Genomic DNA, 21,936 nt, shown 5'->3' on the forward strand with positions numbered 1-21,936 from the left:
CATATCCTTATTTTGAGAATTCCAGTTGACTCCGCCACAATGCAAGTCTAGCCATGATTTATCCAAAGCGCTTTGGAAATTGCCCGTCCCTGGCGCGCGGAGTACGCTCGCATTGCTCATCAAAGGGAGGAAATCTGATGAAACTGCGTCTGGCCGTCTCGGCTGCCCTGCTTGCCATGGCAACCCTCACCCCCGCTCTTTCCGCCGACCTGAAGTACAAGCCCGGCGAAGGCCCGTTCCACTGGGACAACTTCGATGCCCTGAAGAAGATGGACCTCAAGGGCGAGACGCTCACCATTTTCGGACCCTGGCGCGGCGATGACGAAGCCCACATCCAGGTCGTGCTGGAATATTTCCGCCAGGCCACCGGTGCCGAAGTCAAATACTCCTCGTCCGAAAACTATGAGCAGCAGGCGGTGATCGATACCGAGGCAGGCTCCCCCGCCAACATCCTCATCCTGCCGCAGCCCGGCCTGCTTGCTGACCTCGCGGCCAAGGGCCACCTGGTGCCGCTCACCGGTGACGATGCCAAGTTCATCACCGACAACTACGGCGCAGGTGCCTCGTGGGTGGCGCTGGGCAGCTACAAGGGCAAGGACGGCGCCTCGAATTTCTATGCCTTCCCCTACAAGGCCGACCTGAAGTCCCTCGTCTGGTATTCGCCGGAGAACTTCAAGGATGCGGGCTACAAGATTCCGCAGACCATGGAAGAGCTGGTCGCCCTGCAGGACCAGATCGTCAAGGACGGCGGAAAGCCCTGGTGCATCGGTCTGGGTTCCGGCGGTGCAACGGGCTGGCCCGCCACCGATTGGGTGGAAGACCTGATGCTGCGCACCCAGCCGCCCGAGAATTACGACAAGTGGGTAACCAACGAACTGAAGTTCGATTCGCCGGAAGTCGTGGGCGCCATTGAGGCCTTCGGCTCATTCGCCAAGAATGACGCGCTGGTTGATGGTGGTGCGGCAGGCGTGGCCTCGACGGATTTCCGCGACAGCCCCAAGGGCCTCTTCTCCTCGCCTCCCAAGTGCTACATGCACCGCCAGGCTTCGTTCATTCCCTCCTTCTTCCCGGAAGGAACGAAGGTGGGCGAGGACGCGGACTTCTTCTACTTCCCGCCGTATGCCGCCAAGCCTGAACTCGGCAAGCCGGTGCTGGGCGCGGGCACGCTCGCTGCCATCACCAAGGACTCGAAGGCTGCCCGGGCCTTCATCGAGTTCCTGAAGATGCCGCTCTCCCATGAGGTGTTCATGAAGGACGGCGGCTTCCTGACGCCGCTCAAGACCGTGAACCAGGACGCCTACATCAACGACGCGGCGAAGAAGCAGGGCGAAATCCTTTCCTCCGCCACCACCTTCCGCTTCGACGGTTCAGACCTGATGCCCGGCAAGATCGGCGCCGGCGCCTTCTGGACAGGCATGGTGGATTTCGTCGGCGGCAAGTCCGCCGCCGACACAGGTGCCGCCATCCAGAAGGCCTGGGACGAAATCAAGTAGTCCCAACCGGGGCCGCCAGTGATCCGGGGGTTGCTGGCGGTCCATATACAAAAATAAGGCTTCCGATTTCCTCCCGGAAGTCCGGACGGAAGCGGCTGGCTTTTACAGCTGGCCGTTTCCCCTCTATCTGCTCTGCCGTCTTGCGTGAACTGACCCGCAACGCCACCCCTCTCGTGCTGGCTGGAGTGTGACCCATGATCGCCCAATTGATCTATGCCCTCGCAACCGTGCTGATCGGTGTCGGCGGCTGTCTCGCCTATTTCTGGGGATCGAACGCAGCACTGGATGCGCTGCTGCCGGTGAAGGCCGCCAACGACGACCGCTCCATCCGCAACCTCAAGCTCCAGTCCACCATCCGCCCCTGGCTCTTTCTCCTGCCGGCGCTGCTGCTGCTTACGGTCTATCTCATCTATCCGGTTTTCCAGACGCTCTGGCTCTCCTTCCACGACAAGGCAGGCGATGGTTTCGTAGGGCTGGACAATTACCGCTGGGCCATGAACGACACGGGCTTCCGCACCTCGATCTTCAACAACTTCCTCTGGCTTCTGGTGGTACCCGCCGCCTGCACCTTCTTGGGCCTCGTCATCGCGGTGCTCACCGACCGCATCCTCTGGGGACCCGTCGCCAAGAGCTTTATATTCCTTCCCATGGCGATCTCCTTTGTCGGTGCCTCGGTGATCTGGAAGTTCGTCTATGACTACCGCGGCGAAGGCCAGGAGCAGATTGGCATTCTCAACGCCATTGTCGCCTGGTTTGGCGGAGCGCCACAGGTGTGGATCTCCATGCCATTCTGGAACAACTTCTTCCTCATGGTGATCCTCATCTGGATCCAGACAGGCTTTGCCACGGTGATCCTGGGGGCAGCGCTGCGCGGTGTGCCCGAGGATACCCTCGAAGCCGCGCTGATCGATGGTGCCGGACCTTTCAAGATTTTCTGGCGGATCATGGTGCCGCAGATCATGCCGACGATCATCGTGGTGTGGACGACGATCACCGTGCTGGTGCTCAAGGTCTTCGACATCGTGCTCACCATGACCAATGGCCAGTGGAACACGCAGGTGCTGGCCAACCTCATGTTCGACTGGATGTTCCGCGGCGGTGGCGATTTCGGCCGGGGTGCCGCCATCGCCATCATCATCATGGTCGCGGTCCTGCCCATCATGATCTGGAACATCCGTCAGGCCAACGCCGAGCAGAAGGGAGGACACTGAGATGCTGCAACGCATGCGCCTTGAACCCTCCCGCTTCGCGCTGCATTTCGCAGTGCTGGTCATCGTCGCCCTGTGGACGTTTCCGACAGCGGGCCTTCTGGTCTCGTCACTGCGTGACAAGAACCTGATCGCCACATCAGGCTGGTGGACGGCACTCACCACCACCGTGCGCTCCGCCCAGACCCGCACCAAGGATGCCGCGGCCCAGGTGGAACAGGACAGCAAGTTCGTCATCACCGGCAACCTGTTCGACGGCAGCGAAACGGGAAGCGGCACCGTCACCGCCTTCGGAACGAAGGTCGCCAGACCCGATGAATTCGCCGCAGGCACGACCGCCGCCTACGACGATGGCCGCACGCTCACCGTCAACAGCGATGGCGCCTACACTTACGCATCGCCGGTGAAGATCGAGGACGGCCGGGGACAGCGGGTCTTCTACATGACCTCCGTGCCGCCGCGCTTTACCACGGAGAACTATTCAAACGTGCTCTTCTCGCAGGGCATCGGGCGCTCCTTCGTCAATTCCCTCACAGTCACGATTCCCGCAACCATCATCCCCATCCTCATCGCCGCCTTCGCCGCCTATGCCCTGGCGTGGATGAAGATCCCGGGGCGGGGATTCATGATCTCCGTCGTGGTGGGTCTGCTCGTGGTGCCGCTGCAGATGTCGCTCATCCCGCTGCTCAAGCTCTACAATGCGTCCGGATTTCTCTCGAAGACCTACCTTGGCATCTGGCTCGCCCACACGGGCTTCGGCCTTCCCTTCGCCATTTATCTCCTGCGCAGCTATATCGCCGGCCTGCCGCGCGACCTGATCGAATCCGCGCAGGTGGATGGCGCCAACGACTTCAAGATTTTCCGCCGCATCATCCTGCCCCTGTCGTTCCCGGCGCTCGCATCCTTCGCCATTTTCCAGTTCCTCTGGGTATGGAACGACCTGCTGGTGGCCATCGTCTTCCTCGGCACCGAGCCTGACAAGACGGTGCTGACCTACCAGCTGAATTCGCTGCTGGGTTCACGCGGCGGCAACTGGGAAATCCTCACGGCCTCGGCCTTCATCACCATCATCGTGCCGCTGCTCGTGTTCTTCTCGCTGCAACGCTACTTCGTCCGCGGCCTGTTGGCCGGCTCTGTGAAGGGAGGCTGACATGGCCGACATCAAGCTCACGAACCTCAACAAGTCATACGGCGACGTGCATATCCTCAAGGATGTGAACCTTGCCATCAACTCGGGCGAGTTCATCGTCTTCGTCGGCCCCTCGGGCTGTGGCAAATCCACGTTGCTGCGCTCGATCTGCGGACTCGAATCCATTTCATCGGGAACCCTCGAAATCGACCATGCCGTCGTGAACGAGGTGCCGCCATCGAAACGCGGCATCGCCATGGTGTTCCAATCCTACGCGCTCTATCCGCACATGAGCGTTTACGAGAACATCTCCTTCGCCCTGGAAAACCAGGGCGTGGCGCGCGATGAAATCAAGACGCGGGTGGGCAAGGTGGCGGACATGCTGCAACTCACGCCCTATCTCACGCGCCTGCCCAAGGCGCTCTCCGGCGGGCAGCGCCAGCGCGTCGCCATCGGCCGCGCCATCGTGCGGGGCGCCAAGGTGTTCCTCTTCGACGAGCCGCTCTCCAACCTCGACGCGGCCTTGCGCGTTGCGACCCGCATGGAGATTGCAAAATTGAAACGCGGCATGCCCTCCACCACCATGATCTACGTGACCCACGACCAGGTGGAGGCGATGACATTGGCCGACCGCATCGTGGTGCTGCAGGCAGGGCGCGTGGAGCAGGTGGGTACGCCCATGGAACTCTACGAAAGGCCGGGCAATACCTTTGTTGCGGGCTTCATCGGCTCGCCCAAGATGAATCTGATCACGGGCGCTCCCGCCGCCAAGGCCAAGTGCACGACGCTGGGCGTGCGCCCGGAGCATGTTGATATTTCGACCAGGGCTTCGGCAGGCAGCATGGCGGGTGTCGTTGAATATACCGAGGTGCTGGGCAGCGACAGTTTTGTCTATGTCGCCACCGAGCACGGCCTTATAACCGCCCGCGAAAACGGCCGCACCGCAGTAAAGACGGGCGACAAGGTGCACCTCACGGCCATGAATGGCCAGGTTCACCGCTTTGATGACAACGGAAAGAGAATTGAAGACAAATGACCATTCGCACACTGATCTGGCATGAACACCGTCACGAGAAGAAGAACAAGCTCGTGGCCTCGCTGTATCCGGAAGGCATGCATGGCGCTCTGAAGAAGGCCTTCGCGGGTGACAAGGATTTCGTTGTCGATCACGCGCTGCTCGATGACGATGAAGAACACGGCCTCTCCGAGAAGCGCCTCGCCGCCACGGATGTCCTGATCTGGTGGGGACATGCCGCCCACGGCGACGTGAAGGACGAGATCGTCGAGCGCGTGGCGAAGCGTGTGTTCGAGGGCATGGGCCTCATTGTCCTGCACTCGGGGCACTACGCGAAGATCTTCAAGCGTCTCATGGGCACGCCCTGTTCGCTGAAATGGCGCGAGGCGGGCGAAAAGGAAATCGTCTGGATCGTCAACCCGAACCATCCCATCGCGGCAGGCCTGCCGGAATGCATCCGCATCGAGCATGAGGAGATGTACGGCGAGCCCTTCTCCATTCCGGAGCCGCTGGAAACCGTGATGATCTCGCATTTCGAAGGCGGCGAAGTATTCCGCTCCGGCGTGACCTATCGCCGTGGCGCCGGCAACATCTTCTATTTCCGCCCCGGCCACGAAGCCTATCCGACCTATCATAATCCCGATGTGCTGCGCGTCATCAAGAACGCCACGCGCTGGGCCTATAATCCTTCGAAGCCGTGGACCGGCATCCACGCCGCTCCCAACGTGCCCCACGACAAGGCGCCATACCCTCTCGAAGTGAAGGGCCCCCGCCTGCACGAGGATGGCGAAGAAGGTTACAGATAAACACAACATCCTCCCTGGCCGGGCGTGATCCGGCCAACCAGTCTCCATCTTCGGGCCATGCCCGCCGATGGAGTGAGTGAAATTTGAGAAAGTTCACGTCCATGACCAAGCCCATCCGACTTCTTGTCCTCGGCACCGGAGGCATGGCGAAGGCCCATGCCACCGCCTTCGCGCTGGACCCGCGTGTGGAGCTCGTCGGCGCCTGCGATGTCGTTCCGGGCCGCGCCGCCGAATTTGCCAAGGCCTACGGCATGGCGAAGAGCTTCGAAGACCTGGATGCGGCGATTGCCTGGGGCGGCTTCGATGCCGCCACCAACGTGACGCCGGATGCCATCCATCACCCAACCACGATGAAGCTGCTCAAGGCCGGCAAGCATGTGCTGTGCGAAAAGCCGCTCGCCGAAAACTTCGCTCTTGCCGATGAGATGGCACGTGCGGCGGAGAAGGCGGGCGTCATCAACATGGTGAACCTCACTTACCGCAACGTCGCTGCACTCCACGTCGCCCGCAGGCTGGTGACGGAGGGAACGCTGGGCCGCATCCGCCATGTGGAGGCGAGTTACCGCCAGTCGTGGCTGGTGGGCAATCACTGGGGCGACTGGAAGACTCTGCCCATGTGGCTGTGGCGCCTCTCGCAGAAGCACGGCTCCAAGGGCGTACTTGGCGACGTGGGCATTCACATTCTCGACTTCGCCAGCTTCGGCTGCTCATCCGAACTGGTGGCCGTGCAGCCCCGCCTCAAGACCTTCCACAAGGCGGACGGTGACAAGATCGGCGAATATCCCCTTGATGCCAACGACTCCGCCGTGATGACGGTCGAGTTTGCCAATGGCGCGCTTGGCATCATCCAGGCTTCGCGCTTCATGACAGGCCATGACAACGAGCTTCACCTGCGCATCCATGGCGACAAGGGCGCGGTTGAAGTGAAGCACTTCGAAGGCTGGACCGAACTTCGCGCCTGCACGGGCGAGGACGTGAACACCATGGCCTGGCGGGCGATCAAGGCGGAACCGGTCGAGACCAACTACCGCCGCTTCATCAACGCCATTGCCGCAGGCAAGAATCTCGAACCGGATTTCCGTCACGCCGCGGGCTTGCAGCGCGTGCTGGACCTCTGCTTCGACAATGATGGCGCGGGACTTGTGAAGGTCTGACGCTCAATCGTCCTTGAACGTGCCACCGAGCCCGCCCTGGAAGGCGCGGTTGTGCGTGCGGTAGGTCTCGGGCGTTTCGAAGACCCACTGCCAGATTCCCCGCCGGGCCGCATGCGCGTCCTGCTCATCCTTGGCATAGCGAATGAGATCCAGGCCATCGAGGTGCCGGCGGTAAGCCACGGCCCACCCGTTCCGTACCATCTCGCGGTTGATGTTGGTCTCGCCCGCCATGCAGTCCGAGACCTGCCGCCCATAGCGGTCGCGCTCGATCACACGGCATGTCACCGTGCCGCTGCCGACGAGACGGGAGAGTTCATCGCGCGCCAGTTTTCCGCAGTTCACCATCTTCCCGCCTCCGGCGCGGCAGGTCTGGCGGTATTCCGGCGCATCGATTCCGTGCAGGCGGATTTCCCTGTCGCCGAGCGTGAAGCTGTCGCCATCAATGGCGTGATAGCGCCCACCTGCCGGACGATCTTGCGTGGGCCGTGAACTCACCTCGCCCGAAACCCATTGCGGCCGCCAATAGGCAATGGCGGCGAAGAGCGCGAGCAGGACAAGAACCGTGGCCCACTGGGCGGCCAGCGCGCCTGCCCTCACGTCTTGCTCCAGCGAGACGCCGCCCAATCATCGCTCTCGCGCGCATCCACCCAGCGCGGCGCGCCCCCACCCTCTTCAAGTTTCCAGAAGGGGGCTCTGGTCTTCAGCCAGTCCATCAGGAATTGGCAGGCCTCGAATGCAGCTTCCCGGTGGGATGAACTGCACAACACGAGAACAATGTCGTCGCCCGGCAGCATGCGGCCAAAGCGGTGGATGATGAGCACATCGTCCAGCGGCCAGCGCCCGCGTGCCTCGGCCTCAATGGCCGCCAGTGCCTTTTCTGTCATGCCCGGATAATGTTCGAGCGTCATGGCGGAAACGGCAGCGCCCTCGTTCATTTCGCGCACGGAGCCCACGAACAGGGCTGTGCCCCCCACATGCGTTTTGCCGGCCTTGAAAGCCATCAGCTCCCGGCCCGCATCGAAAGCCTGTTCCTGCACCCGGATCATCAGCGTCAGTCGCCCAGAAGTTTCTTCAGCGCCTTCTTAGCCGATTTCGCGGCATCCTTGGCAACTCCATCGACGACATCGTCAAGTCCGTCGCTGCCACGCAATGCGCCATCGACGTCGAGCTTCGCCGAGAGCTTGGGATTTTCCCAAGGCCCCTTGATCTTCGCCGCCACAGGAAGGGGCACGCCCTTTTCCGGCGTCACCACAAGATTGACGGCCCGGCGCAGGAGATCGACGTTTCCGTCGATCTTTGCAGAAAGCCCCGCCGCCGTGAGGCGCGCCTCGGACAACGTGGCAATGCCATCACTGAACGTGGCCGTGGCGGAGGCCGAACTGACCGCCGTGGCCGAGCCTTGCGACAGGCCCCAGCCCTGGATGTCTTCGGTGCTGACAAAACCTGCGAGCTTGGCAAGATCGATGCCGTCCACCTCGCCGTCGCGCAATGCAACGCGGGCCGTCCCGGCCAGCGTCGACACAAGCTGTGCCGGACTGGAGCCCGAAGCGCTGAGGTCGCCCTTCACGTCAACAGGGCCGGAGAGGAACGTGACGCCGAAAGCCTTGCCGAGAAAATCCTTGGCCGTGGCCCCGGTGACATCGAGGCCGAGTTTCATCTGTGTGCCGTCGCCATGGCGCAGGTTCAGGTCCAGCACACCCTTGCCGCCGAACAGAGCCTGTGTCTCTGCGTGGGCCACAAGCGCTCCATCGGTGAGCGTGGCACGCAATGCCGTGGGCCCGGTCTTCACCGCGCCCGCCGTCATCTCGTCGGTGGTGATGGCGATTTCCGCATCAGCCGCCTTGAGATCGTTGAACGGCAGCGATGCTTCGCGCCACTCCTGCGTCAGGTCAGGCGGCGGCGCGTCTCCTGCGGGACCATGGGCGGAATAGATGTTGAGGTTCACGGTGTTGAAGGCGAGATCGGCCTTGAAGGCGGGCCGCGGGGCTGCGGCCTGCAAGGCCACGCTGCCCTTGGCCTGCATGCCGCCCAGCGAGAAGGCGAGGTTGCTGAAGCGCGCCTGTGATTGTGCGATCGAAAGGCCCGCATCCAGCGCCAGCGGCACGCCATCGGCAAAGCCGGAGAGCGCCACGCCCATCCACGACAGGAATGATTGTGTGTCCTGCGCCTCCGCCGAAACGCTGCCATCGAATTGCAGGGCCCCGGTAAAGCGCAGGCGCCCCGACATGACGACCTGTCCGGCCTTGCTGGTGAGCGTCACATCGGAAGGTGAACCGCGCTGTTCGAGGCGGCGCACATCATCGACGGACAGGGCAAGCTCGGTTGCCACGCCATTGAACAAACCGCGCAGGCCGGCTTCGAGCGCGCCAGACTCCACCTGCGTGATCTCGCCCGAGATGTCGGTGATGGCAAGCGCCAGGTTATGCTGTGGATCGGCTGCCTTCACCGCGCCGTTTTCGATGCTGACGTTGAGGGGCTTCACCGTCTCCTTCGCCGTCGCGGACGCGGTATCGCTCTCGGCGAGATTTTTGGTGTCGGATGCCGTGAAGGTGAAGACGGGGTCGATCAGACGGATGCGCCGCAGACCTTGACCGCCCAGCTGCGCCAGGGGCGATGGCACGATGATGCGGCCGACGGTAAGGGTGGGCACGCCCTGCTTGCTGCCCCGCATGAATGTGACGTTGTCGAGAGTGACGGCCAGTCCGTCGGAAAAGGAAAGGCCCGCGTGTCCGTCCACGGTCATCGTGAGTCCCTGCCTGGCCTCGGCCCGCGCCGCCAGGCGCGACGCGGCAAGCTGCGGCAGCAGGATCGCCGTGCCGCCCGCAACGACGAGCAGCGCCGCAGGGACGGCCAGGAGAATGGAACGGAGGGAACGCCGCATCACCCTCTTATGCCGCACCCCTTGCGGCTGTTTCAAGGCAGGCGATATGAGCAAGCCCTCACAGGACCGAAGAACCACCATGACCAATGAGCCGCTCTGGACGCCCACCTCCGCCCGCCGCGCCACCGCAAACCTGCGCGATTTCGAGGCCTTCGTCCGCGGCCGTCACGGCGTGGCGCTTGAAGGGTTTCGCGCTGTGCAGGCCTGGTCGCTGCAGCAGGCACCCGCCTTCTGGGATGCAGTCTGGGATTTCTGCAAGGTGAAGGCGAGTGCCAAGGGTGACATCGTGATCGCCCATCCCGGCCGCATGCCCCACGCGGGGTTCTTTCCGGAGGCGCGTCTCAACTATGCGGAAAACATTCTGCGCCGCACCGGCGATGAACCCGCCCTGATCTTCCGCGCGGAGACAGGCGCACGGAGCGTCGTGAGCTGGCGCGGCCTCAATGAGCAGGTCTCGCAGCTGCAGCAGGCCCTGCAGCGGCTGGGCGTCGAAAAGGGCGACCGCGTCTGCGCCGTCGTTCCCAACCATCCCGCCGCCGTGGTGGGCCTGCTCGCGTGTGCCTCGCTCGGTGCCATCTGGTCTTCCTGCTCGCCGGATTTCGGCGAACGCGGCATCCTCGACCGCTTCGGCCAGATCGAACCCAAGGTGCTGCTCTGTTGCGATGGCTATTTCTATGGTGGCAAGATGTTCTCCATGGCGGACAAGATCACATCGGTCGCCCGCCGGATTGCCTCGCTCAGCAAGGTCATCGTCTTCGACTATGCCGGCACGGCGGACGCCGTCGCAGCGGCCATTCCCGGCGGCATTGCGCTCGCGAGCCTCACCCGCGGCATCGCGCCGAAACCCGTCACCTTCGCGCAATTGCCTTTCGACCATCCCCTCTACATTCTCTATTCGTCAGGCACGACCGGCGTGCCCAAATGCATCGTGCACGGCCATGGCGGCATTCTCCTCAAGCATCTGGTGGAGCATGTCCTCAACACCGACGTGAAGCCCGGCGACCGCGTCTTCTATTTCTCCACCTGCGGCTGGATGATGTGGAACTGGCTGGTGAGCGGCCTTGCCGCGGGCGCCACCCTGCTGCTTTTCGATGGCTCACCCTTCCATCCTGCCGAGCGCGTGCTCTGGGATTATGCCGAGGAAGAGGGCATGACCCACTTCGGCACGTCGGCCAAATATATCGACAGCCTACGCAAGTCGGGCTTCCGGCCCAAGGATCACCTGAAGCTCCGGACGTTGCGGAGCGTCATGTCGACGGGCTCGCCGCTTTCGGAAGAAGGCTTCGCATTCATCTATGATGGTGTGAAGGCCGATGTGCAACTGGCTTCCATTTCAGGCGGCACCGACATCTGCGGCTGCTTCGTGGGGGGCAATCCTGATGAACCTGTCTACGCGGGCGAAATCCAGGGGCCGATGCTGGGCGTGGCGGCGGATGTGTTCGACGACGCGGGCCGCCCCGTGCTTGGCGAAAAGGGCGAACTCGTCTGCACGCAACCCTTTCCCTCGATGCCGGTCATGTTCTGGAATGACCCCACCGGCGAGAAATTCCACGCCGCCTATTTCGACCGCTTCGAAGGCCTGTGGTGCCACGGCGACTTTGCCGAAATCACGCCGCACGGCGGCATGATCATCCACGGCCGCTCCGACGCCACGCTCAATCCCGGCGGCGTGCGGATCGGCACGGCGGAGATTTACGCCCAGGTCGAGCGCATTCCCGATGTGCTGGAAGCGCTCGCTATCGGTCAGGAGTGGCAGGGTGACGTGCGCGTGATCCTGTTCACGCGCCTCAAGCCCGGTGTTGCACTCACCGACGATCTGGTGGCGCGCATGAAGAAGGCGATCCGCGACGGTGCATCGCCCCGCCATGTGCCCGCGAAGATCATCGCGGTCGCTGATATTCCACGCACCAAGTCTGGCAAGATCACCGAACTTGCCGTGCGCGAAGTGGTGCATGGCCGTGCCGTGAAAAACAAGGAAGCACTCGCCAATCCGGAAGCGCTCGATCTCTACGCCAATCTGCCGGACCTGTCGGCCTAGCCCTGCGCCGGGTCTCGCAGGTTGCGTGACAGGATGAACACGGGGATCAATCCCGCGCAGGCAATCGACAAGGCGGGAAGCGCCGCTTCTTCCAGTTGCCCCAGGGACGCGCTGGTGAACACGAAGGTGGCCAGCGTGTCGAAGTCGAAGGGCCGCAACAGCAGCGTGGCGGGAAGCTCCTTCAACGCATCCACGAAGACGAGCAGCGTCGCTGTGACGAGCGATGGGCGCAGCAGCGGCAGGTGGATTTCGTGAAACACCGCGAAAGGCTTCCGTCCAAGCGTCCGCGCCACCTGGTCGAGATGTGGCGAGATTTTGAGGAAGCCGGCATCGACGGTGCCGGTGGCAATGACGAGGAAGCGCGTCACATAGGCAAAGACCAGGGCGACCAGGCTGCCCGAGAGGATGAGCCCCGGCATGGTTCCGAACAGCGCCTTCGCCACCGCGTTGATTTGCGTGTCGAGGAAGGCGAAGGGAATGAGAATGCCGATGGCCAGCACGGTTCCGGGCAGCGCATAGCCGAAGCTGGCAAAGCGCGTGAGGCGGCTGAGCCAGGGGTTCTCGTGGTTGCGTGTCGCGTGGCCGAAGAGAAGGGCGAGCAGCACCGTCCCGGCGCAGGCCAGCGCTGCAAGCAGCAGCGAGTTGCCCATGGCCGAAAAGAACGCAGACGATGGCAGGTCGGCAAAGCGCCGCCAGCCGTAGTGAAGCAGCAGCCACACGGGAATGCCGAATCCGAGGAGAATGGGAACGAACAGCGCGGCGAAAGCCAGTGCCGCGCCCGTGCCGCGCAGCCGTATCCGCTGAATGGGAGAATGCGCCCGCGCACCACGCGACAGCGTATCCCGCTGCCGCATCAGGTGTTCAAAGCCGATCAGCCCCGCGACGGCGAGCAGCAGCACAAAGGCCAGTTGCGCCGCCGCCCCCAGGTTTCCCTGTCCCAGCCAGGTCGAATAGATGCCATAGGTCAGCGTGTTGATGCCGAAGAACTGCACAGCACCGATGTCGTTCATCACTTCCATGATGACAAGCGAAGCGCCAACGGCAAGGGCAGGCCGCGCCTGAGGCAGGGTGATCTGCAGGAAGGCGCGCCACGGTGAACGGCCCAGCGTGCGCGCCACGTCAAGCTGCGACATGGGTTGCTTGAGGAACGCCGCCCGTGCCGACATGTAGACGTAAGGGTAAAGCGAAAAGGCGATGACGAAAATGGCGCCGCCCAACGAACGGATTTCGGGAATCCAGCTTTCCGCTGGCGATTGCCAACCCATCATCCGGCGCACCGCAGTCTGGAAAGGGCCGGCGAAAGAGAAGTAGTCCACGTAGGCAAAGGCCGTGATGTAGCCGGGCACCGCGAGCGGCAGGATCGCGGACCACTTCATCAGGTTGCGGCCCGGAAAATTGTAGAAGGTCACCAGCCACGCCATCACGGTGCCTGTGACAAGCGTTACAAGTGTCACGCCGGCGGCCAGCAGCACCGTCTGCTGGACCATGCCCGGCAGCACGCTGCCGAGGAGATCGGGCCAGGCATTGCTGTCGGCGGTGAGGGCGAGGAAGAGAATGGCCACCAGCGGCAGGAACAGGGGTAGCGACAGGAGAACAGCCGCCATGCGCAAGGGCGACGTCACCCGGCGCTGACCGGCCGGACCTTCCGTTGCACGAACGGCCATGGGCCTTTGCTATTCCGCCAGGACGCGGGTGGCCGGGAAGCGCACCTCCGCCAGCGTACCCTGGCCCGGTTCGCTCGCGATGCTGAACTGGGCGCGGTTCGCTTCGGCCAGCGCCTTGCTCAACGGCAAGCCAAGTCCCGTGCCCTGGCGTTCGCGGCCCGCGGCATCCACGCGGATGTAGGGCCGCAAGGCTTCCTGCAACTGCGTTGCCGTCATGCCGATGCCGCTGTCCTTGACGCGCAGCACCACTTCGCCCGTCTCGTCCATCTGCGCCGACACGATCACCTGTCCGCCTGCATTGGTATACTTGATGGCATTGGAGAGCAGGTTGAGCAGCACCTGCCGCAGCGCCCTCAGATCGGCGACGACGCGGGGCAGGCCCGGCGCCAACGACTTTCGCACAACGACATTTGCGCGCGCCGCTTCTTCATTGAGGAGGCGCAGCGTGTGGTCGACGGCATCGGCCACGTTGACGGCGGTAAAATCCAGTTCGAGCTTGCCCGCCTCCACCTTGGACAAATCCAGAAGGTCATTCACCAGCGCCAGCAGATGTGAACCGCTGGCGTGGATGTCGTTGGCATAGGCGCGGTATTTCTCGTTACGGAGTTCACCGAAGCGCTCGGTGCGCATCACGTCCGAGAACCCGAGGATGGCGTTGAGCGGCGTGCGGATTTCGTGGCTGATGCCGGCGAGGAATTCCGATTTCTGCCGGTTCGCCTGCTCGGCCATGTCACGGGCCTCGCGCAATTCCTGTTCGGTGCGCTTCCACTGCGTGATGTCGCGCACCACCGCGCAGAAGCTCGCCTGTGAATGGGGAGATTGCAGCTTGCCCAGCGTCACGAACAGCGGAACGGTGCCGCCCTGCTTCACGATCGCGGAAAATTCGCGGCCGTCGTTGAAGACGCTGGCAAGGCCCGGTCCGGCAAGTGCCGCGAGGTAATCACGCCACGCCTTGCGGCCATCCGGGCTGAGAAGGTCGGCGAAGGGCCGGCCCTGCACCTCGGACTGCGGCATGCCGAAGATGGCCTCGGCCCCGGCACTGAAGCTCAGGATGCAGCCCTCGCTGTCCAGTGCGATGATGCCGTCGGAAGCCACATCGAGCATGGCCTTCAGTTCATTTGTCGCCATCACCTGGCCGGAAGCGGGCGGCGGGGCGGGGGCGGCAGCCGCACTGGCCTCGGCCGCGATGGCAACAGGCTTGCTGTCGGCAGCGATGACGGAAGCAGGCGGTGGTGGTGGCGGCACGGGTTCGGGCACAGGTGCGGCCACAACGGATGTCGCGATGGCGGTTTCACCCTTTGCAAGGGCAGGGGCGCGGCGGAGAACAAACTCCTGCGCGGGGCCGCTGACCCAGGGCACGCAGCGGCTTGTCACCGCGAGATCGAGGGCCTCCCCCGTGGACGTCGGCAGGCTGGTCGGGCGCTGCGCTTGCGCATCGGCGCGGATCTGCTGCCACAGTCCCGCATCGCCCAGCAGACGATCGGGAGAATCATAGCCCAGCAATTCTGCCGCCTTGCGGGTGGCAAAGAGAGGCGTCTCGCCCCGGCCGATCAGAATGGCTTCGCCCGTCCGCTCGAAGGAGTGCCGCACGGGTTCCGGCACGAACGGCATTCTGGAAACCTCGGAGCCCTGGGCCTTGTCGGCGGGCACGTCAGGAGACTTGGCGCGGAGGTGCACAGGTTCGGCGGTTCGCGACGGCTTCGCGTTGGGCTGTACGTCCGCCTTCGCCGGTGGCTGCGGAGCAGGTGTCAGGGCAGGCTTCGACGGGCGGCGCGATTGTGCCTCGATCGTGTCCTGCATGGATTTCGCCAGCATGGCGAAAGCATCCTGCGGAGGAGCCGCCACCGGCGCGCTGGCTGGTGCGGAAAGGCTGCGCTCCAGGGCGCGGCGGTCCGTCACGTCTTCCATGACGACAGAGATGAGGGATTGCTCGGCTGCGGGCAGGCGCGACAGGGTGAGGCGCACGTCGCGCTGTCCCAGGCGGCAGGTAAGGGGGACGACGGCGCTCGTCATGCCGCTGCGGTGCAGCGCTGTGACAAGAGCCTCGGCCTTGCCCTCAACGGCAACCAGATCAGCAAGGCTGCGGGCGGTGGTGAGGTCGATCAGGTCGCGCGCGGCAGCGTTGCCGTGAAGGATGTGGCCGGCCGTGTCGCAGATCAGAACCGCGACGGGCAGATGAAGCAGCGCCGTACCCGCCATATCACTGCCGATGGGAGAAAGGGCCCTGGGTGGCGGTTCACCGGCCACCAGAACGCCCTGACGGCCATCGGCGAGGAGATGCAGGCTGCACAACACCGCCATGTCTTCACCGGCACTGGCACCGGGCAGGGGGAGGCGAAGGGAGCGCACCTGTCCGGGCGCAAGGGACGCCGAAAGGCCGCGCACGGCGGAAACCCCGGGGTCTTCAGCGTCGAAAGGACGGTCCACCAGGTCGAACACGCTGTCGCCGCCGAGGAGTGTGACGCCCGCCGTGTTGGCCCACACGATCCGCCCGCGTGCGGCATCCCACAGCCACGCCGGATTGCTGTCCTGGCGCAGGTCTTCAAGCGTTCGGGGGCGGGTGGTGGTCACGGGGTCTGGCGGGCCTGAACAAGCGGGGCCGACACGGCCCCAAGTCGTTGCAATAAATCAAGTTTGAGCGACCACGTCCACACTTCCTTAACCCTGATGGCCCCTGTCGTGCGAAAGCTGTGGATTGTGCGGTGCAACATTTATGTTGCAATGCACAAAAAATGGTGGTAGGAGGGAGGCGAAACACAGGAATGGAGAACGCGTCATGACCCGCAAGACCAAATCCCCCGTCGAACTCGCCACCGATTTCGTCACCGGCTCCATCGATTCCGCCCAGGCAGCCTTTGGTGGTGAAGCTGGCCCCGCGAAGGAGAGCGCTGAAGCGCTGACCGCCTCGGCCAAGCAGTGCCAGGCCCGCCTTGCCGACCTCCATTCAAAGGGCATGGCCTTCCTCGAAACCAACACCAAGGCCGTGATGGGCTTCTGGCGCGATGCCGCAGCCGTCAAGTCGCCCGAGGCGCTGTTCACGCTCCAGCAGGACTTCTTCAAGGCCCAGTCGGAAGTTGCCATGAAGCAGTTCCAGGAACTGAACGACGTGACGTCGGCCTTCGTTCGCGAAGCCGCTGCTCCCGTGCAGGAAGGCTTCACCAAGAGCTTCGCTGCCTTCCCCTTCCCCAAGGCCGCCTGAGTCTGGCGACCCAACGAATTCGCGGCGCCTCCCTCCCGGCGCGGCTTCCTCGAGGCCCGGCATGTCCGGGCCTTTTCTTTTCGGTTTTCGGGGGAGGTCCGGCGCGGCGGAATTTTCCCGGCACAGGGGTTTGCACTCGGAGAAGTGTTGCGCTAGTGAAGCGCCCGTGCCGCCATAGCTCAGTTGGTTAGAGCGCTAGATTGTGGATCTAGAGGTCCCCCGTTCGAGCCGGGGTGGCGGTACCATCTCCCCCAGCGATATTTTTAGCACGTGGGCCTTACTGACTGGCCCAGATGATGCGGGCCACCCAGTCGACGCTCTTCATGTCGAGCACCTTGTTGGGGTGGTCAGGATTGAACGAGGCAAGCTCGATGCTCTTGGCGGTTTGCCGCTGCATGATCTTGGCCATCACCTGTCCATCCGTGGTGCGCACCACCACGCGGTCGCCCTTGCGCACCGTGGCGGCGGGCGAAATGATGATGGTGTCGCCCTCGCGATAAACAGGCTGCATGGAATCGCCCGTGATCTCCAGCGCGTAGGCGGCGTTGTCGGTGACACCCGGCACCTCCACCTCATCCCAGCCATTGCCGGCGGGAAAGCCCGAATCATCGAAGAAGCCGCCCTTGCCGGCCCGGGCAAAGCCGAGGAGCGGCAGCACGCGCAGCTTGGCGGGCGCACCCTTGCGGCCCATCAGCAGTTCCATGAATTCTTCCACGGGCGCGCCCGAGGCCTGCAGCACGCGGGCAATGCTTTCCATCGTCGGCCAGCGCGGCCGGCCATCGGGGCCATTGCGCTTGGATGGATTGAAGGACGTGGGATCAAGTCCCGCCTTCTTGGCAAGGCCCGAAGCCGAGAAGCCGTAGCGCTCGGCAATCACGTCAATGGCATTCCAGACCTGCTTGTGGGTGAACATGGCACTCTCCCGCATTCCGCATTAATCCCGCATCTAGGAAAAGAATACAGGAACAGGTGACGCTTGGCAAGCCGTGCGGCAATGCTATGGGAGGGCCCGCATCGCCACCGCCGGACCGCCATGACAGCCGAACTGCCCCTCATCTACAAGATCGTGCCGGAGTCGCTGTGGCGCGCCGCCGAGGCGGAAGGCCGTTTCGATGGCTCCCCTGTCGATCTCGCGGATGGCTACATCCATTTCTCCACCGCAGCCCAGGCGGAGGAAACGGCGCGCCGCCATTTCCACGGCCAGGAGGGCCTTCTGCTGGTGGCCTTTGACGGTGCTGCCCTAGGGCCGCAGCTTCGTTACGAGCCGTCGCGCGGCGGGCAACTCTTTCCCCATCTCCATGCCGCCCTCGATCCCGCGCTTGCACTGTGGGCGAAGCCGCTGCCGTGGGCAGGTACCCATCACGTTTTTCCCGAGGATTGGAACACATGAGTCTTGCCTCGCGCGGCTTTGCCGCGGCGCGCCCGCTGCTGCATGCGCTCGATGCCGAATATGCCCACGGCCTTACCATCAAGGCCCTCGCCGCATTGCCGGCGCGGTCGGCGCAGGGTGGCGGCCATGCCGCCCTGGCGCAGAAGCTCTTCGGGCTTGCCTTCCCCAATCCGCTGGGATTGGCCCCAGGCTTCGACAAGAATGCCCAGGTGCCGGATGCCATGCTGGCGCTGGGTTTCGGTTTTGTCGAAGTGGGCACAGTGACGCCCCGCCCGCAGGACGGCAATCCCCGCCCACGTCTCTTCCGCCTCAAGGAGGATGAAGCCGTGATCAACCGCATGGGCTTCAACAACGAGGGTGCCGCCGCCGCCGCCCGCAGGCTGGATGCCCGGCGTGGGCTGGCTGGCATCGTCGGCGTCAACATCGGGGCCAACAAGGATTCGGCCGATCGCGTGGCGGATTATGTGGAGGGCGTGCGCTGGTTCGGGCCGCGCGCCTCGTATCTCACCGTCAACATTTCCTCGCCCAACACGCCGGGACTGCGCGGCCTGCAATCGCGCGATGAACTGGTGCGCCTGCTGGACCGCGTCAATGAAGCCCGGTTGAAGCTGCCGCGCCGCCTGCCGGTGCTGCTCAAGATCGCGCCCGATCTGACGGAAGCGGAACTGTCCGATATCGCCGCCGCCACCGGGAAGGGCGAAGTGGATGCGGTGATCATTTCCAACACCACACTGTCGCGCCCGCCGCTGCTTTCGCGGCACAAGGGCGAACAGGGCGGGCTCTCGGGCAAGCCGCTGTTTGCGTTGTCGACCCGGCAGTTGGCGCGCTTTCACCAGATGACGGGCGGGCGGGTGCCGCTGGTCGGCGTCGGCGGCATTGCGGATGCGGATACGGCGTGGACGAAAATCGTCGCCGGCGCCAGCCTGCTGCAGGTCTATTCGGCGCTGGTCTATCGCGGGCCTGGCCTCGTCGCCGACATCCTCGACGGCCTCGCGCGACGCCTGCGCGAGCATCATCTCATGAACATTTCGGAAGCCGTAGGGCTGCAATCAGCCGGCCTCGCCGCCTGAAAAGTCCTTAAAAAACGTGGTTAAGTCTTTATTGACCGTTGCTGGGCCATGGTCGGACGTCAGTAAGATGTCCGGGAGTTTTCCATGTTGCCTGCCGTGCCTTCGCAGCCCCAGCGTTCACTGCGGCGCTCCGCCGCCGTGGCCATCGCGCTCTCGGCGGCCGTGCTCCTGGCAGGATGCCAGAACAAGGCAAGCATCGGAGGCGGGGATCCGCTGACGACCGGCAGCACCAGCGCCCCTGACGACAAGCTTTCCTTCAAGAAGACGGAACAGCTGGCCGCCGCCTGGAACAAGGACCAGGGCAATGCGGCGATCGGCATGGCCTACGCCGACAACCTGCAGAAATTCGGCCAGCAGCAGAATGCAGCCCAGGTGCTGCAAAAGGTTTCGTCCGCGAATGCCGCCAATGGCGACGTGCAGGCCAGGATCGGAAAATCCTTCCTCGCCATGGGCGACTTCCCCAATGCCGCAACCACCTTGGAGCGCGCCGTCACGGTCAACCCGCAGGATTGGCAATCACTTTCGGCGCTGGGCTCGGCCTATGACCAGCTCTCGCGCCACGGCGAGGCGCGCGACCGGTACAAGCAGGCGCTGGCCCTCAAGCCCGATGCCGTTGCCGTGCGCAACAACTACGCCATGTCATTCGCCCTGCAGGGACAGTTGCCTGACGCAGAGAAGATGCTCCGTGAACTGATGAATACCACGGGCACCGATGCCCCGCGGGTGCGCCAGAACCTCGCGTTGGTGGTGGGGTTGCAGGGCCGCTTCGACGAAGCCCGCAAGATCGCCTCGGAAGACCTGCCGCCCGACGAGGTGGAGGCGAACCTCGCTTATCTCCAGCAGATGCTCTCGCAGCCCAACACCTGGAAGCAGTTGCAGGACCCGGGCCAGGGCTGAACCGCAGCTCGCGCCTAAGGCTTCTTCTCCACCCATTCCAGGAAGGCCGTGAGCCACTTCGCCAGGCGCTGGCGCGTTTCGCCATCGGTGAGATCGCCGGTCGTCTTGTCGAACTTCACCTCATTGTGGACAATGAGCACTTCAGGCCGCGGCATGGTGATCGCTTCCAGCGCCTGAAGGTTCTGCCGCAGGTGATATTGCGCCCGCGCCGTGCCCGCCATGGCGCCCTCGCTGGACCCCACGATGCCGGCCCGCTTCCAGCGGAACGGCTTGTTGCAGGTCGAGAGCCAGTCCGTCGCGTTCTTGAGCACGCCCGGCACCGAGAATTGATACTCCGGTGTGGCAATGATCAACCCGTCGGCGGCACGGATGCGCTCGGCCAGCGCCAGCACGATCTCGGGCTTGCCATGCGCGGCAATCAGGTCTTCATCGAAGAGGGGAATTCCGTGCAGCGTCACGATCTCCATGGTGGCATGGGCGGGCAGCAAGTCCCGCAGGGCCCGCAATGTGCCGGTGTTGGTGGAAGCCTTGCGCAACGCGCCGCTGATGCCGACCAGTTTCATGCCGCAGTTTCCTTCTTGATCGCTGAAAAAGAGTCGAGAGCCCGCGCCCGCGCCCGCGCGTGGTCCACCATGGGCGGAGGATAACCCTTGGGTGGCGCCGACATTTCCCACGGCTTGTGGATGAGTTCGGCTGGAACGTCGTGCAGCTCCGGTATCCAGCGCTTCACGTATGTGCCGTGGGGATCGAACTTCTCACCCTGAAGAAAGGGATTGAAGACGCGGAAGTACGGCGCCGCATCCGCTCCGCACCCGGCGACCCATTGCCAGCTCGCCGCATTGTTGCCGATGTCGGCATCGACAAGCGTATCCCAGAACCAGCGCTCGCCATCCTGCCACGGCTGCAGCAGGTGCTTGATGAGGAAGGATGCCGTGATCATGCGCGCCCTGTTGTGCATGACGCCCGTCGCCCACAACTCGCGCATCCCCGCATCGACGACCGGATAGCCTGTCTCGCCCCGCTGCCAGCGCCTGAGGGCGGCAGCATTGGCCTGCCACGGAAAGTCCGCGAACTCCGGCCGGAACGGTTGCTCCGGAAAGCTGGGGACATGATGCACCAGATGATAGGCGAATTCCCGCCACAGCACTTCCTTGAGAAACTTGCCGCCGTCGTGGTCGAGCACGCCGCCTGCGGCTGCCATGGCCTGCTCCGTTGCCTGCCAGACCTGATGGGGCGAAATCTCGCCCCAATGCAGATGGGGTGAGAGCCGTGACGTATGCTGTTGGTCCAGGCGGTCGCGGCCCTCCGCGTAACCCTTCAGGCCCTCGTCGAGAAAAGTGCCTAGCGCTGCCCGCGCACCGTCTTCGCCGGGTTGCCAGGCCGATTCAAATCCGCTTGCCCAGTTGGGCCGCGTGGGCAGGAGCGAGAGACTGGCCAGCGGCGGACGCTCCAGCCGATGCGCGGCCCAGGTGGCGCGCGCACGGCCCTTTGCGGTGCGGGGGGAGCCCTTGGCCTGGCAGGCCCGCGAAAAGGGCGTGTAGACCTTGAAGAATTCGCCCGCGCCCGTGCGGATGCTCTCCGGTTCATGCAGCAGGTATCCGCCGTAGCGGTGACAATCCGCGCCCGCGGCCTCGCACACGGTTTTCACGCGATGTTCAAGTCCCCCCGCCCACGGCGCATAATCCCGCGTGAAGTAGACAGCCCCAGCACCGCTGTCGCGCAGCACTTCGGCGAGCACCACATCGCTTCGTCCCCGCCGCAGCACCAGCGGCACATCCTTGCCCAGGGCATCGAGCGAACGGTGCAGCCACCAGCGCGAGGCACCGCCCCAGGCCCAGTCGCCCGGCGTTTCATCATCGAGGATGAACAGCGGGATTACCGCTCCCGCGAGCGCCGCAGCGGACAAGGCGGGATGATCGGACATCCGCAAGTCCTGCCGGAACCACATGATGACAGGTGCGCTCACGAAATCCTCTTTTGCTTCAGATACGT

The 21,936-nt window shown here is 63.9% G+C and carries 19 protein-coding genes and 1 tRNA gene; 12 read left to right on the forward strand and 8 right to left on the reverse strand.

All coding sequences use genetic code 11. The features are described 5' to 3' along the window. The first annotated feature begins 137 nt into the window (after positions 1–137). The 6 genes from IPM06_08110 to IPM06_08135 all read left to right on the forward strand — a co-directional run bounded on the left by IPM06_08110 (position 138) and on the right by IPM06_08135 (position 6,805). Positions 138–1,493, forward strand: a complete 1,356-nt coding sequence (locus IPM06_08110; protein MBK8770379.1) for a carbohydrate ABC transporter substrate-binding protein — start codon at positions 138–140, stop codon at positions 1,491–1,493. Positions 1,494–1,687: 194 nt separating this feature from the next. After that, positions 1,688–2,704, forward strand: coding sequence for a sugar ABC transporter permease (locus IPM06_08115; protein MBK8770380.1), 1,017 nt, complete (start codon positions 1,688–1,690; stop codon positions 2,702–2,704). A gap of 13 nt (positions 2,705–2,717) precedes the next feature. After that, on the forward strand, positions 2,718–3,851 hold the full coding sequence (locus IPM06_08120) for a carbohydrate ABC transporter permease (protein MBK8770381.1): 1,134 nt from the start codon (positions 2,718–2,720) through the stop codon (positions 3,849–3,851). 1 nt (position 3,852) lies between these two features. Next, on the forward strand, positions 3,853–4,866 hold the full coding sequence (gene ugpC / locus IPM06_08125) for a sn-glycerol-3-phosphate ABC transporter ATP-binding protein UgpC (GenBank protein MBK8770382.1): 1,014 nt from the start codon (positions 3,853–3,855) through the stop codon (positions 4,864–4,866). Next, on the forward strand, positions 4,863–5,651 hold the full coding sequence (locus IPM06_08130; GenBank protein MBK8770383.1) for a ThuA domain-containing protein: 789 nt from the start codon (positions 4,863–4,865) through the stop codon (positions 5,649–5,651). The genes ugpC and IPM06_08130 overlap by 4 nt, the downstream gene beginning before the upstream one ends. A gap of 113 nt (positions 5,652–5,764) precedes the next feature. Then, positions 5,765–6,805 carry a Gfo/Idh/MocA family oxidoreductase gene (locus tag IPM06_08135; protein ID MBK8770384.1) on the forward strand — a complete coding sequence of 347 codons (1,041 nt, stop codon included), beginning with the start codon at positions 5,765–5,767 and terminating at the stop codon, positions 6,803–6,805. Positions 6,806–6,808: 3 nt separating this feature from the next. On the opposite strand, the gene IPM06_08140 is transcribed toward IPM06_08135, so the two are convergent. Genes IPM06_08140 through IPM06_08150 form a run of 3 tightly spaced genes read right to left on the reverse strand, consistent with a single transcriptional unit; the run spans position 6,809 to position 9,686 of the window. Then, the gene (locus IPM06_08140) at positions 6,809–7,402 is read right to left on the reverse strand and encodes a thermonuclease family protein (protein MBK8770385.1); all 594 of its coding nucleotides are present in this window, start codon (positions 7,400–7,402) and stop codon (positions 6,809–6,811) included. Next, entirely contained in the window at positions 7,399–7,854 is a 456-nt protein-coding gene (gene moaE, locus IPM06_08145; protein ID MBK8770386.1) for a molybdopterin synthase catalytic subunit MoaE, read from the reverse strand. Before moaE ends, IPM06_08140 begins: the two co-directional genes overlap by 4 nt. A gap of 2 nt (positions 7,855–7,856) precedes the next feature. Further along, positions 7,857–9,686, reverse strand: coding sequence for a hypothetical protein (locus IPM06_08150; GenBank protein MBK8770387.1), 1,830 nt, complete (start codon positions 9,684–9,686; stop codon positions 7,857–7,859). A gap of 46 nt (positions 9,687–9,732) precedes the next feature. Here IPM06_08150 and IPM06_08155 point away from each other — a divergent pair, with 46 nt between their 5' ends. Continuing rightward, positions 9,733–11,724: an acetoacetate--CoA ligase gene (locus tag IPM06_08155; GenBank protein ID MBK8770388.1), complete on the forward strand. Its 1,992-nt coding sequence runs from the start codon at positions 9,733–9,735 to the stop codon at positions 11,722–11,724. On the opposite strand, the gene IPM06_08160 is transcribed toward IPM06_08155, so the two are convergent. Continuing rightward, entirely contained in the window at positions 11,721–13,388 is a 1,668-nt protein-coding gene (locus IPM06_08160; GenBank protein ID MBK8770389.1) for an iron ABC transporter permease, read from the reverse strand. The two genes, IPM06_08155 and IPM06_08160, sit on opposite strands and share 4 nt — an antisense overlap. 9 nt (positions 13,389–13,397) lie before the next feature. After that, on the reverse strand, positions 13,398–15,959 hold the full coding sequence (locus IPM06_08165) for a PAS domain S-box protein (protein ID MBK8770390.1): 2,562 nt from the start codon (positions 15,957–15,959) through the stop codon (positions 13,398–13,400). 205 nt (positions 15,960–16,164) lie between these two features. Here IPM06_08165 and IPM06_08170 point away from each other — a divergent pair, with 205 nt between their 5' ends. Beyond that, positions 16,165–16,587 carry a phasin family protein gene (locus tag IPM06_08170; protein MBK8770391.1) on the forward strand — a complete coding sequence of 141 codons (423 nt, stop codon included), beginning with the start codon at positions 16,165–16,167 and terminating at the stop codon, positions 16,585–16,587. A 168-nt stretch (positions 16,588–16,755) separates the two neighbouring features. Then, positions 16,756–16,832: transfer RNA gene (locus tag IPM06_08175), tRNA-His, on the forward strand. Between the two features lie 32 nt (positions 16,833–16,864). On the opposite strand, the gene IPM06_08180 is transcribed toward IPM06_08175, so the two are convergent. Further along, positions 16,865–17,500 (reverse strand): helix-turn-helix transcriptional regulator, encoded by a 636-nt coding sequence (locus IPM06_08180; protein MBK8770392.1) that lies wholly within the window; start codon positions 17,498–17,500, stop codon positions 16,865–16,867. Between the two features lie 120 nt (positions 17,501–17,620). On the opposite strand from IPM06_08180, the gene IPM06_08185 reads away from it, so the two are divergent. The 3 genes from IPM06_08185 to IPM06_08195 all read left to right on the forward strand — a co-directional run bounded on the left by IPM06_08185 (position 17,621) and on the right by IPM06_08195 (position 19,944). Continuing rightward, complete coding sequence (locus tag IPM06_08185; protein MBK8770393.1) at positions 17,621–17,977, forward strand: DUF952 domain-containing protein; 357 nt, start codon at positions 17,621–17,623, stop codon at positions 17,975–17,977. After that, positions 17,974–19,047 (forward strand): quinone-dependent dihydroorotate dehydrogenase, encoded by a 1,074-nt coding sequence (locus IPM06_08190; GenBank protein MBK8770394.1) that lies wholly within the window; start codon positions 17,974–17,976, stop codon positions 19,045–19,047. Before IPM06_08185 ends, IPM06_08190 begins: the two co-directional genes overlap by 4 nt. Before the next feature lie 84 nt (positions 19,048–19,131). Next, positions 19,132–19,944: a tetratricopeptide repeat protein gene (locus IPM06_08195; protein ID MBK8770395.1), complete on the forward strand. Its 813-nt coding sequence runs from the start codon at positions 19,132–19,134 to the stop codon at positions 19,942–19,944. Positions 19,945–19,958: 14 nt separating this feature from the next. Here IPM06_08195 and IPM06_08200 read toward each other — a convergent pair whose 3' ends face one another. Next, entirely contained in the window at positions 19,959–20,507 is a 549-nt protein-coding gene (locus IPM06_08200; protein ID MBK8770396.1) for an NAD(P)H-dependent oxidoreductase, read from the reverse strand. Then, the gene (locus tag IPM06_08205; GenBank protein ID MBK8770397.1) at positions 20,504–21,892 is read right to left on the reverse strand and encodes a deoxyribodipyrimidine photo-lyase; all 1,389 of its coding nucleotides are present in this window, start codon (positions 21,890–21,892) and stop codon (positions 20,504–20,506) included. Before IPM06_08205 ends, IPM06_08200 begins: the two co-directional genes overlap by 4 nt. Positions 21,893–21,936 lie beyond the last annotated feature (44 nt).

The sequence above is a fragment of the Hyphomicrobiales bacterium genome (assembly GCA_016710435.1).
Classification (GTDB): Bacteria; Pseudomonadota; Alphaproteobacteria; order Rhizobiales; family Aestuariivirgaceae; genus Aestuariivirga.